Below are 12,664 nucleotides of genomic sequence, written 5' to 3' on the forward strand. Positions count from 1 at the left end.
TCTGGATGTGATTACACATCCTTTTTTATGCTCAGCCATCCCTATATGGCTGAGCTTTTTTTTGTCTATTTTTCAGTAAAAATCCTGAGAAAGAGCATGCTTTTAGGCACGAACCACTGCGCCAGTTTCGGCATCGAGTATGCGACTCGGTTCTTGGCTCAAGCCTAGGTCACCATTCAGATAATTGACCTGTTGCGCAAAGTAGTGGTTGGCATCTTGTAGTGAACGGGCAGGTGGCAATCCAGCGGGGTTGGCACTGGTGGAGACAATAAAGCCTTGAAAAGCATTGCAAAGCGCTACACAAATCGGATGCGTAGTTACCCGTACAGCAACTTTAGGATGATTGCCTTTAATCCATGTCGGAATGAGTTCATTTGCCGGTAGTAACCACGTGGTTGCGCGTTCTGATGGGCTACGATCGCTCCAGCTGTCGATCACTTGCTGACGGATGCGAGGATCTAAATGTTCTAAAAGCGGTTCAACTTGAGCAATTTGCCCAGCCAGTAAAATCACCCCTTTTTCAATCGGGCGCTGCTTAATCTGTAAAATATCTAGAAAGGCCTGTTCGTTATACGGATCACAGCCTAAACCCCATACTGCTTCTGTTGGATATGCTAAAACTTGACCTTGTTTTAAACATTGCGCCGCTTCAGTCACAGAGGTGGTAATCATTACACTTTGTACCTTTTATTGATTCATAAAGGGTTATTGTGAACCTTATTGGCTGGAACGGCAACGCAGATAATTGCCAGCTTGTTGTTGTGCAAGCCCCAAAATTTCCAGTTCCATTAACTGGCTGGTGAGTGTGGCAATATCGGTGTTAAGTTTGAAATTAAGTTGATCCATATTTTGTCCCACCCAATCCAGTTGATTATAAAGTTCGAGTAAATCAGATGGGATCTCAATACTAGCGCTTGGGGTGGTTTCTTGTGACTGGGATTGGCTATACCATTGAGTGGGGAGTGCCAAGTCTTCAATGATTTGCTCAGGATGATCGACCAAAATCGCCCCTTCTCGGATCAGTTGATGACAGCCTTGATGGTGTTCACTGTAAATATGACCGGGGATCGCAAAAATGGTTTTCCCTTGTTCAGCAGCAGATTTGGCTGTGCCAAGAGAGCCACTTTTGAGTGCGGCTTCTGCAACCACAACCCCTAAACTCAATGCACTGACGATGCGGTTGCGCCGTGGAAAATTATGCTGTAAAGGCGGTGTATGTGGTAAAAATTCAGTAATGATACAGCCATTATTTTCTAATATTTGCGTACGCAGGGCTTGATGTTGGGACGGGTAAGTGAGATCTAAGCCCGTGCCCATCACTGCAATGGTACGTTGATATTTTAAGCCGCCCTGATGTGCCGCTGCATCAATGCCTTCAGCCAAACCACTGCAAATATAAAAGCCCTTTTCGGCGAGGTAATAGGCAAAGTCATAAGCCACTTGTTTGCCGTGTGGACTGGGTTTTCGACTGCCAACGATAGCAACTTGAGGTTGTAATAGGCTTTGTGGATTACCCTGACCAAATAAAATCGGTGGCCGGTCAGAATAGGGCAGCAGTTGCGAAGGATAATGACTTTCAGTATCAAGCAAAATAAAATCACAACTGGCTTGGACGTCATGCAATAAAGTTTGTAATTTGGTTTGTCCAGCAGGTGTTTGAATTTCTACGACACGTTGTAGATGACTTTTGTGTAAGCCGAGATTTGGCCAGATCTGAAGATTGGAAGCAGCAACGGCTTTTGTGCTTGTGCCAAAATGTTGTTGTAGTTTTTGAAAGCTCGATAAAGAATGCTGAACTAAATACCACAGGGTGATTGTTGCAATCTGTTCATGTGATAAAGAGTTCAGCATGTATACACCTTAAGACAACGGATTATTCATCCACAACAGATGGAGAAAGTTTCGCGCCCAAGTTCATTGGCAGTTCGCTGTCGAGCACATAAGCATAGCTGACACGGTCAAAGGTTTTAAACACCATGATGTTGCCGATACGTTCCGTTGGAAGGGTAAGTTTTTCATTGGTTTTCGGATCACGAATTTCTTGACCTTTTTGACTAACCGAGAACACATAACCCGATTGAACGCCATCCACTGTGCCACGGTCAATGGTTACAACTGAATGCTTCGCAGCTAGACCAATCGAACCTTGAACACGAATCACTTGTCCACCCCCAGTCACATCTTGTGCATGTGTTGGGTAGAACAAGGTTGGAAGCATGGCGTCGTATTCAGGCAGTACGCGATAACCACGACGTACTTCAGAATTATACGAATCTGTGATTTCTAAAGTGGACATGTCATTTTCACCACGAATGGCAATGGCTGAAGCAACCTGAGTCAATTCTAGACCTAGATTTTGTTTTTTGCCCTCTGCATCCGTCACAATGTATGGTTCGCCTTCACGGTAAATCGCGTAGCGTTGACCGACTTCAATGCCTTGGCCACGTGCATAAACGGTTTGACCTTTACCTGCAATCACACGCTGATCGGCAGCACCAACGATATACGGTGTACCTTCCAAAGATTCCTCTGAAAGAATAGTGCTGTGTTCAAGCCAGTTTTTAATGTATTCCAGTGGAATGACAGGAATGGCATTGTTTAAAGACTCAACGCGTGCTTGAGGTTGAAGTTTAGTGCCGCCTGTATAACGACGAATGATCCCTTCACAGCCATCACCTTCGTCTTTACCAATAATTGGACGACCTTCATAGGTACACATCAATAAACGGTCACCTGGGAAAATCCAATGCGGATTTTTGACGTGTCTATTGCTGGCCCAAATTTCAGGCCAACGCACAGGATTGTTTAGGAAACGTTTAGAAATATCCCACAGGGTATCGCCTTTTTTCACCACATAAACATTCGGTGCATTGGCTTTTAAAGCAGGTGGATTGTAATTTCGTGTAGGCGCCGCTTGAGCTGTTGAAATGACGCCTGCGCCAACACTTACGCAAACCGCAAGTGCTAACATGTGTTGCTTAAACCCCAAGGCACTAAAAGATGGCATGCCCATAAAAACCTTTTTCATTATCATAATTCCTAAAATTATGTATGTAGTTGCGTTATAATAACGATATTACACACATTTTTTTGATCAAGCATTCCCTTCATTTGGTTTTTTGATCAATGGCATAATTGAGGACGCAGTATGGCCTTATTACCTATTTTAAGTTTTCCTGATCCCCGTCTTCGTACCATTGCAGAACCCGTCGAAGAAGTTACTGATGAAATTCGTCAGCTGGCTGCAGATATGTTTGAAACCATGTATGAAGCGCCAGGCATTGGACTTGCCGCGACACAAGTTGATCGCCATATTCAGTTGATTGTCATGGACTTATCTGAACATAAAGATCAACCTTTGGTATTCATTAACCCCAAAGTTACCCCATTGACTGAAGAAACGCAGCCCTATGAAGAAGGCTGCCTATCAGTTCCCCAAATATACGACAAAGTTGAGCGCCCGTCACGCGTAAAGATCGAAGCAATTAACCTTGAAGGTCAAGCATTTGAGATCGAAGCTGACGAACTTCTCGCTGTTTGCATTCAACATGAAATGGATCACTTAAATGGCAAATTGTTCGTCGACTATTTGTCACCACTAAAGCGCCAACGTGCACGTGAGAAAGTGGAAAAATTGACCCGTCAGCGCCAAAAAGACAAAGTGGCTGTAAAACGCGGTTAAGTTTTTTGCTTAAAAAGCATCTTTAAAGTGAGCCCAATTTTAATTGGGCTTTGTTATACTGGCCGCGTTCTCAATTCGGATGGAATGGATTGTTTTTTAGAGCTGCGTTGCTACTGTCTTGTGTAGCCGTGTTTTTACAGATTGCTGTTTTTTTACAGCCTTTACTCCCTACGCAATATCAAATTGCGCCGGTCTGTGAAACTATTTCGCGTGCGCTTTTACTCAAACCAGTTGAACATCTCAGTTCTCATGCTGAAAAGCATTCCACACATCATCATGAAATGCAGGCTCAGCATGAACTCAGTTCACAACCTACCGAACACAATCATCATGATGCAAGTCATCAATGCCAATACTGTACGGTATATGGCAATCTTGTGTTACCGCCTGATTTAGAGTTAAAAGCGGTACTGGACCGTATTCAAGTCCGTTTAATTGCATTCCAAAAAGCCTTTGCGCATGTTTGGTTTGCACTGCAACAACTCTTTTTACTACCTCAAGGGCGAGCACCGCCACTGTTTGTATAAACCTAGACATATATTTTTCGGGTCTTAACGGACTCTAGCCTAGTTGTATTTATAGATTCAGTGAGAATAAAATGGCTCAGCCTACATTCTTTTTACAGCCTCTTGCGGCTGCGATCTCTGTTGCTTGTTTTTCAAGTGTCGTATTTGCCGCTGACGCAGACAGTGCGCACATTTTAGCACCTATCGTGGTGACGGCTCAGCAGGGCAATGATGCCCATGGTCTGATTGTACATGCCGACCCTAAACAACCCACGCAGCCAATTCCTGCGGTTGATGGTGCAGCCTACCTACAAAGTATTGTGGGTTTTAACCAAATCAAAAATGGCGGCGCGAATGGTGACGTCACCTTCCGCGGTATGTTTGGCTCACGTATTAAAATCCTCACAGATGGTACGGAAAATTTAGGTGCATGCCCAAGCCGTATGGATAATCCTGCTTCTTATGTTTCTCCTGAAAGCTACGACAAAATCACGGTCGTAAAAGGGCCACAAACTGTTCAGTATGCGCATACCGGTTCAGCTGCAACTGTTATTTTTGAACGTGAGCCGGAGCAGCTCACTTCCGCGAAACCTTATCGCGGGCAAGCCACTGTCATGCTTGGTTCTTACGGTCGTTTGGATCAGAATGTTGAAGCCGCTGTTGGTGATGAAACGAAATACGCACGTTTAAATGCCAACCGTTCGATTGCAGATAGCTATCAAGATGGAGCAGGCAATACGGTTCCGTCCGATTGGGAAAAGTGGAATACTGATCTCGCGCTGGGTTGGACTCCGAATGAGGACACATGGGTAGAGCTGAAAGGTGGGAAGAGTGATGGTGAGGCAGTCTATGCTGGACGTAGCATGGATGGCTCTAAGTTTGCTCGTGAAAGTCTAGGTTTACATGTTGAAAAGAAAAACATTAGTGAGGTGATCAAGAAAGTCGAAGCGCAAGTTGACTATAGCTATAACGATCATGTTATGGATAATTTTAGTTTGCGAAAATTTAATCCCGCAGATGGTATGTCAATGCCGATGGCTTCAAATGTTGCTCGTAGGACTTTAAATGCACGGGTTGCTATGACGCAGGACTGGGGGAAATTGCAACTTATTTCAGGTATTGATAGTCAAAAAAATGAGCATACTAAACGTAGTGGCAGCTTAATGTCTCCTTATCAAAATAAAGCTCGTGTCGGAGATATGGAATTTGAGTCTTATGGGGCTTTCGGTGAACTGAGTTATGTATTCAATGATCAGCATAAACTAGTGACAGGTGCACGCGTCGATCAAGCGAAGATCGATAACTTAGCAATAGATACAGAGCGTAAAGAAACCTTGCCAAGTGGTTTTATTCGAATTGAAAGTGAACTTGCGGAACATGTTAAAACTTACGCAGGATTAGGTTATGTAGAGCGTGTGCCTGATTATTGGGAATTGTTTAGTACCAAATATCATCAAAGTGCAGGTACGACCTTTGCTGATCTAGAGAATGAAAAAACCGCGCAGTTTGATGCAGGTTATCAATATGAGCAGGGTGCATTTAAATCATGGGCTTCAGTTTATGCAGGTTTGATTCAAGATTATATTTTAGTTAAATATGTACCCGTGACTTCTATGGGTAAAACGAAATATGAAGCTCAGAGTCGAAATGTCGATGCAACCATTGCAGGTGCTGAAGCAGGTGTGGCTTACCAGTTGACGGATCAAATTCAAACGGACATCAGTGCCATGTATGCATGGGGTGAAAATACAACGGATCACACCGCGTTACCGCAAATTGCACCATTAGAAGGACGTTTCAATCTACGCTATGTGCAAGAGAAATATAATCTTGGTTTGTTATGGCGTGTGGTGGCAGCACAAGATCGTACCAGCTATCGAGAAGGCAATATCATTGGATATGATTTAGAAGACAGTAAAGGTTTTGGGACTCTGTCTTTAAATGGGACTTATAATATCCAAAAAGATCTAGACCTTTCAGTCGGAATAGATAATATACTGAATAAAAACTATGCCGAGCATTTGAATAAACTTGGAAGTTCAGGTTTTGGTTATGCTGCAACTGAACATTTCAATAATATTGGACGTAATTATTGGGCGCGTATCAGTATGAAGTTCTAAATATATTGTAATGATCGGAAACAGCCATTCTAGAAATAGAATGGCTGTTTTGGGTTCTAAGATATAAATTGAAGGAGAAAACAGCATTATGAGTGGATATTCACCATAAAAAGTAGAAAGAAACAGCGATTTAAATGAAATATTTAAATATCATTTCTATTTATTTTTATTTAAGTTAATAAAAACAATATATTAAGTTTAATTTATGCGAATGTGATGGTGCGGTTTAAGGCGCTAACTAGGAAGTAGATAAATTTATTAAAAAATATTTTACATAAATAACAGTTACTTATGTTTTTATGAGTTTGAAAAATAAACATGCGAAAATATTTATTGAGAAAAGGTGTTGCAAGGGATTAGAAATGCTGTAGAATGCACATCCATCGGCGGTGATGTTGATTAAAACTTGTTGAGAAACAAGGATTTAGCCCAAGCGGTAGAATCTAAAAGTCTTGAATAAGTTTAAAAATAATTAACAAAACCAGTTGACTTCTTCTTGAAAGAGAGTAGTATAGCCGACCTAGCTTGCTGATGACGAATTAGTAAGAAGATCATTAAGAGATTATGAAGAACAACTTGTGTGGATTTTTACTGATTGATCGATCGAAAATATTTCATTGATTGATGGTAAAAATTACTCGAAGTTTATTTGAGAAATATTTGTCAGAAAATTGATGAGCCAAGATTTGTAGCCATAAGCTACTAATGATTTTTAACTGAAGAGTTTGATCATGGCTCAGATTGAACGCTGGCGGCAGGCTTAACACATGCAAGTCGAGCGGGGAAAGGTAGCTTGCTACCTGACCTAGCGGCGGACGGGTGAGTAATGCTTAGGAATCTGCCTATTAGTGGGGGACAACATTCCGAAAGGAATGCTAATACCGCATACGCCCTACGGGGGAAAGCAGGGGATCTTCGGACCTTGCGCTAATAGATGAGCCTAAGTCAGATTAGCTAGTTGGTGGGGTAAAGGCCTACCAAGGCGACGATCTGTAGCGGGTCTGAGAGGATGATCCGCCACACTGGGACTGAGACACGGCCCAGACTCCTACGGGAGGCAGCAGTGGGGAATATTGGACAATGGGCGAAAGCCTGATCCAGCCATGCCGCGTGTGTGAAGAAGGCCTTTTGGTTGTAAAGCACTTTAAGCGAGGAGGAGGCTACTTAGATTAATACTCTAGGATAGTGGACGTTACTCGCAGAATAAGCACCGGCTAACTCTGTGCCAGCAGCCGCGGTAATACAGAGGGTGCGAGCGTTAATCGGATTTACTGGGCGTAAAGCGTGCGTAGGCGGCTTTTTAAGTCGGATGTGAAATCCCTGAGCTTAACTTAGGAATTGCATTCGATACTGGGAAGCTAGAGTATGGGAGAGGATGGTAGAATTCCAGGTGTAGCGGTGAAATGCGTAGAGATCTGGAGGAATACCGATGGCGAAGGCAGCCATCTGGCCTAATACTGACGCTGAGGTACGAAAGCATGGGGAGCAAACAGGATTAGATACCCTGGTAGTCCATGCCGTAAACGATGTCTACTAGCCGTTGGGGCCTTTGAGGCTTTAGTGGCGCAGCTAACGCGATAAGTAGACCGCCTGGGGAGTACGGTCGCAAGACTAAAACTCAAATGAATTGACGGGGGCCCGCACAAGCGGTGGAGCATGTGGTTTAATTCGATGCAACGCGAAGAACCTTACCTGGTCTTGACATAGTAAGAACTTTCCAGAGATGGATTGGTGCCTTCGGGAACTTACATACAGGTGCTGCATGGCTGTCGTCAGCTCGTGTCGTGAGATGTTGGGTTAAGTCCCGCAACGAGCGCAACCCTTTTCCTTATTTGCCAGCGGGTTAAGCCGGGAACTTTAAGGATACTGCCAGTGACAAACTGGAGGAAGGCGGGGACGACGTCAAGTCATCATGGCCCTTACGACCAGGGCTACACACGTGCTACAATGGTCGGTACAAAGGGTTGCTACCTAGCGATAGGATGCTAATCTCAAAAAGCCGATCGTAGTCCGGATTGGAGTCTGCAACTCGACTCCATGAAGTCGGAATCGCTAGTAATCGCGGATCAGAATGCCGCGGTGAATACGTTCCCGGGCCTTGTACACACCGCCCGTCACACCATGGGAATTTGTTGCACCAGAAGTAGGTAGTCTAACCGCAAGGAGGACGCTTACCACGGTGTGGCCGATGACTGGGGTGAAGTCGTAACAAGGTAGCCGTAGGGGAACCTGCGGCTGGATCACCTCCTTAACGAAAGATTGACGATTGGTAAGAATCCACAACAAGTTGTTCTTCATGACGATGTATCTGAGGGTCTGTAGCTCAGTTGGTTAGAGCACACGCTTGATAAGCGTGGGGTCACAAGTTCAAGTCTTGTCAGACCCACCAAATCTGACTAACAAGCATTGTTAAATGCTGAATACAGAAAAACAGAGACATTGACTTATTGATAAGCTGGGGACTTAGCTTAGTTGGTAGAGCGCCTGCTTTGCACGCAGGAGGTCAGGAGTTCGACTCTCCTAGTCTCCACCAAATTTCAAGACAAGAAAACTTAAAGCACTGCTTTAAGGCTTTTCCTTGAAATTTAAGCAAGAAGCTATGCTTCGCGCAGATAGGTTGGATTATAGAATTTAGTAAGTTGAAGCTTATTAACTTCTGTGATTTATCACAGTTTCCTGACCTGACGAAGGCTGGAAAAATCATTAACAGAATATATTTGAGTTGAAATAATTTGTTCATACTCGTTTTAGTTAACTTAACAAGCAATTGTTAACGTTGAATGAAATGAGTTACTAGCGAAATTAACTGAATCAAGCGTTTTGGTATGTGAATTGAATTGAAGCTGTACAGTGTTTAAGTGCACAGAGCAACAAACTGTAAGGAAGTGATGAGAAATCATCATAGACTGTCTTAATCCTACTTGTAGGGATTAACGACTGTTTGGGGTTGTATAGTCAAGTAATTAAGTGCATGTGGTGGATGCCTTGGCAGTCAGAGGCGATGAAAGACGTAATAGCCTGCGATAAGCTCCGGGGAGGCGGCAAATATCCTGTGATCCGGAGATTTCTGAATGGGGAAACCCACCTGTCATAAGGCAGGTATCGTATGATGAATACATAGTCATACGAGGCGAACGAGGGGAAGTGAAACATCTCAGTACCCTTAGGAAAAGAAATCAATTGAGATTCCCTCAGTAGCGGCGAGCGAACGGGGAAAAGCCCATTAAGTCATATCAGTTTTAGTGGAATGCTCTGGGAAGTGCAACCATAGTGGGTGATAGTCCTGTACACGAAAGGGCTGATATGATGATGTCGAGTAGGGCGGGGCACGTGAAACCTTGTCTGAATATGGGGGGACCATCCTCCAAGGCTAAATACTCCTGACTGACCGATAGTGAACCAGTACCGTGAGGGAAAGGCGAAAAGAACCCCTGTGAGGGGAGTGAAATAGATCCTGAAACCGCATGCATACAAGCAGTGGGAGCCGACTTGTTCGGTGACTGCGTACCTTTTGTATAATGGGTCAGCGACTTACATTCAGTAGCGAGGTTAACCGCATAGGGGAGCCGTAGAGAAATCGAGTCTTAATAGGGCGTTTAGTTGCTGGGTGTAGACCCGAAACCGGGTGATCTATCCATGAGCAGGTTGAAGGTTGGGTAACACTAACTGGAGGACCGAACCCACTGTCGTTGAAAAGCCAGGGGATGACTTGTGGATAGGGGTGAAAGGCTAATCAAACTCGGTGATAGCTGGTTCTCCCCGAAAGCTATTTAGGTAGCGCCTCGGACGAATACCATTGGGGGTAGAGCACTGTTTCGGCTAGGGGGTCATCCCGACTTACCAAACCGATGCAAACTCCGAATACCAATGAGTACTATCCGGGAGACAGACTGCGGGTGCTAACGTCCGTAGTCAAGAGGAAAACAATCCAGACCGCCAGCTAAGGCCCCAAAATTATAGTTAAGTGGGAAACGATGTGGGAAGGCATAGACAGCTAGGAGGTTGGCTTAGAAGCAGCCACCCTTTAAAGAAAGCGTAATAGCTCACTAGTCGAGTCGGCCTGCGCGGAAGATGTAACGGGGCTAAAACTATATGCCGAAGCTGCGGATTTGCAATTTATTGCAAGTGGTAGGGGAGCGTTCTGTAAGCCGATGAAGGTGTATTGAGAAGTATGCTGGAGGTATCAGAAGTGCGAATGCTGACGTGAGTAACGACAATGCGAGTGAAAAACTCGCACGCTGAAAGACCAAGGGTTCCAGTCCAACGTTAATCGGGGCTGGGTGAGTCGACCCCTAAGGCGAGGCCGAGAGGCGTAGTCGATGGGAAATTGGTTAATATTCCAATACTTCTATGTAATGCGATGAGAGGACGGAGAAGGTTAAGTCAGCCTGGCGTTGGTTGTCCAGGTGGAAGGTTGTAGGCATGTATCTTAGGCAAATCCGGGGTACTGTATGCTGAGAACTGATAGCAAGCTGTACTTGTACAGTGAAGTGGCTGATACCATGCTTCCAGGAAAAGTCTCTAAGCTTCAGTTACATAGGAATCGTACCCGAAACCGACACAGGTGGTCAGGTCGAGTAGACCAAAGCGCTTGAGAGAACTCTGCTGAAGGAACTAGGCAAAATGGTACCGTAACTTCGGGAGAAGGTACGCTGCCGACGGTGATAGGATTTACTCCTTGAGCTATTGGCAGCCACAGAAACCAGGCCCCTGCAACTGTTTATTAAAAACATAGCACTCTGCAAACACGAAAGTGGACGTATAGGGTGTGATGCCTGCCCGGTGCTGGAAGGTTAATTGATGGGGTTAGCGTAAGCGAAGCTCTTGATCGAAGCCCCAGTAAACGGCGGCCGTAACTATAACGGTCCTAAGGTAGCGAAATTCCTTGTCGGGTAAGTTCCGACCTGCACGAATGGCATAATGATGGGGGCGCTGTCTCCAGCAGAGACTCAGTGAAATCGAATTCGCCGTGAAGATGCGGTGTACCCGCGGCTAGACGGAAAGACCCCGTGAACCTTTACTGCAGCTTGACATTGAACTTTGATCTTACTTGTGTAGGATAGGTGGGAGGCTTTGAAACCGAGACGCTAGTTTCGGTGGAGCCAATCTTGAAATACCACCCTGGTAATATTGAGGTTCTAACTCTGTCCCGTTATCCGGGACGAGGACCATGTCTGGTGGGTAGTTTGACTGGGGCGGTCTCCTCCTAAAGAGTAACGGAGGAGTACGAAGGTGCGCTCAGCGTGGTCGGAAATCACGCGTAGAGTATAAAGGCAAAAGCGCGCTTAACTGCGAGACCCACAAGTCGAGCAGGTACGAAAGTAGGTCTTAGTGATCCGGTGGTTCTGTATGGAAGGGCCATCGCTCAACGGATAAAAGGTACTCTGGGGATAACAGGCTGATACCGCCCAAGAGTTCATATCGACGGCGGTGTTTGGCACCTCGATGTCGGCTCATCTCATCCTGGGGCTGAAGCAGGTCCCAAGGGTATGGCTGTTCGCCATTTAAAGAGGTACGCGAGCTGGGTTTAGAACGTCGTGAGACAGTTCGGTCCCTATCTACCGTGGGCGTTGGAAATTTGAGAGGATCTGCTCCTAGTACGAGAGGACCAGAGTGGACGAACCTCTGGTGTACCGGTTGTGACGCCAGTCGCATCGCCGGGTAGCTATGTTCGGAAGGGATAACCGCTGAAAGCATCTAAGCGGGAAGCCTACCTCAAGATAAGATTTCCCTAGGACTTTATGTCCTCTAAAGAGCCGTTGAAGACTACGACGTTGATAGGTTGGATGTGGAAGCATAGTGATATGTGAAGCTGACCAATACTAATTGCTCGTGAGGCTTGACTATACAACACCCAAACAGTTGGTGTTGTGGTTCAAATCACTGCAAACAACTTGATTTAGTTATAAAGCTAGATAAAATATCCAACTCAAATATACCTGTTAATAACTCATTTGATGAAAGTTAGGCATACACAATGTGTAAATAAGACCCAACGAATAGTCATAAACAGTTGTGCTGGCGACAATAGCAAGAGTGAACCACCTGATCCCTTCCCGAACTCAGAAGTGAAACCTCTTAGCGCTGATGGTAGTGTGGAGTTATCCATGTGAGAGTAAGTCATCGCCAGCTCATTAATTCTAAATCCCCCTCCGCTAATCGCTGAGGGGGATTTTTTTATGCAAGGAAGGTTAAATAATAAAGGAATCAATCGTCTAATTGAGATTTAGGATTGGTTTCTACATACTGATTAACTTATTTATCGATCATGACATTTAATCTATCTAACATTTTTATTTTTAGATTTTTAAAAATATTGGATAGTCGATCAAATTTTCATAGTTTGTTAGCAATAT

Annotated in this window: 6 protein-coding genes, 2 tRNA genes and 3 rRNA genes; 8 read left to right on the forward strand and 3 right to left on the reverse strand. The window is 44.7% G+C overall.

Going from position 1 to position 12,664, the window contains the following annotated elements; genetic code table 11:
- Positions 1 to 102: 102 nt before the first annotated feature.
- Genes tsaC through AC4CUX_RS08230 form a run of 3 tightly spaced genes read right to left on the reverse strand, consistent with a single transcriptional unit; the run spans position 103 to position 3,028 of the window.
- Positions 103 to 672 carry an L-threonylcarbamoyladenylate synthase type 1 TsaC gene (gene tsaC / locus AC4CUX_RS08220; RefSeq protein WP_005401883.1) on the reverse strand — a complete coding sequence of 190 codons (570 nt, stop codon included), beginning with the start codon at positions 670 to 672 and terminating at the stop codon, positions 103 to 105.
- A gap of 45 nt (positions 673 to 717) precedes the next feature.
- Positions 718 to 1,851 (reverse strand): DNA-processing protein DprA, encoded by a 1,134-nt coding sequence (dprA, locus tag AC4CUX_RS08225; protein ID WP_005401882.1) that lies wholly within the window; start codon positions 1,849 to 1,851, stop codon positions 718 to 720.
- Positions 1,852 to 1,873: 22 nt separating this feature from the next.
- Entirely contained in the window at positions 1,874 to 3,028 is a 1,155-nt protein-coding gene (locus tag AC4CUX_RS08230; RefSeq protein ID WP_005401881.1) for a LysM peptidoglycan-binding domain-containing protein, read from the reverse strand.
- Positions 3,029 to 3,148: 120 nt separating this feature from the next.
- Between AC4CUX_RS08230 and def the strand changes: the two genes are divergently transcribed.
- The 8 genes from def to rrf all read left to right on the forward strand — a co-directional run bounded on the left by def (position 3,149) and on the right by rrf (position 12,440).
- The gene (gene def / locus AC4CUX_RS08235; RefSeq protein ID WP_004684452.1) at positions 3,149 to 3,682 is read left to right on the forward strand and encodes a peptide deformylase; all 534 of its coding nucleotides are present in this window, start codon (positions 3,149 to 3,151) and stop codon (positions 3,680 to 3,682) included.
- A gap of 89 nt (positions 3,683 to 3,771) precedes the next feature.
- Positions 3,772 to 4,209: a DUF2946 family protein gene (locus AC4CUX_RS08240; RefSeq protein WP_005401880.1), complete on the forward strand. Its 438-nt coding sequence runs from the start codon at positions 3,772 to 3,774 to the stop codon at positions 4,207 to 4,209.
- Between the two features lie 71 nt (positions 4,210 to 4,280).
- Complete coding sequence (locus AC4CUX_RS08245; protein ID WP_005401879.1) at positions 4,281 to 6,308, forward strand: TonB-dependent copper receptor; 2,028 nt, start codon at positions 4,281 to 4,283, stop codon at positions 6,306 to 6,308.
- Positions 6,309 to 7,021: 713 nt separating this feature from the next.
- Positions 7,022 to 8,559: ribosomal RNA gene (locus AC4CUX_RS08250) — 16S ribosomal RNA — on the forward strand.
- Positions 8,560 to 8,620: 61 nt separating this feature from the next.
- Positions 8,621 to 8,697, forward strand: a tRNA-Ile gene (locus tag AC4CUX_RS08255).
- A gap of 68 nt (positions 8,698 to 8,765) precedes the next feature.
- A tRNA-Ala gene (locus tag AC4CUX_RS08260) sits at positions 8,766 to 8,841 on the forward strand.
- Positions 8,842 to 9,261: 420 nt separating this feature from the next.
- Positions 9,262 to 12,155: ribosomal RNA gene (locus AC4CUX_RS08265) — 23S ribosomal RNA — on the forward strand.
- 170 nt (positions 12,156 to 12,325) lie between these two features.
- Positions 12,326 to 12,440, forward strand: a 5S ribosomal RNA gene (rrf, locus tag AC4CUX_RS08270).
- The 16S, 23S and 5S rRNA genes sit together here with 2 tRNA genes alongside, the layout of an rRNA operon.
- The last annotated feature ends 224 nt before the right edge of the window (positions 12,441 to 12,664 follow it).

This window comes from Acinetobacter sp. 231_lipA, from assembly GCF_058243005.1.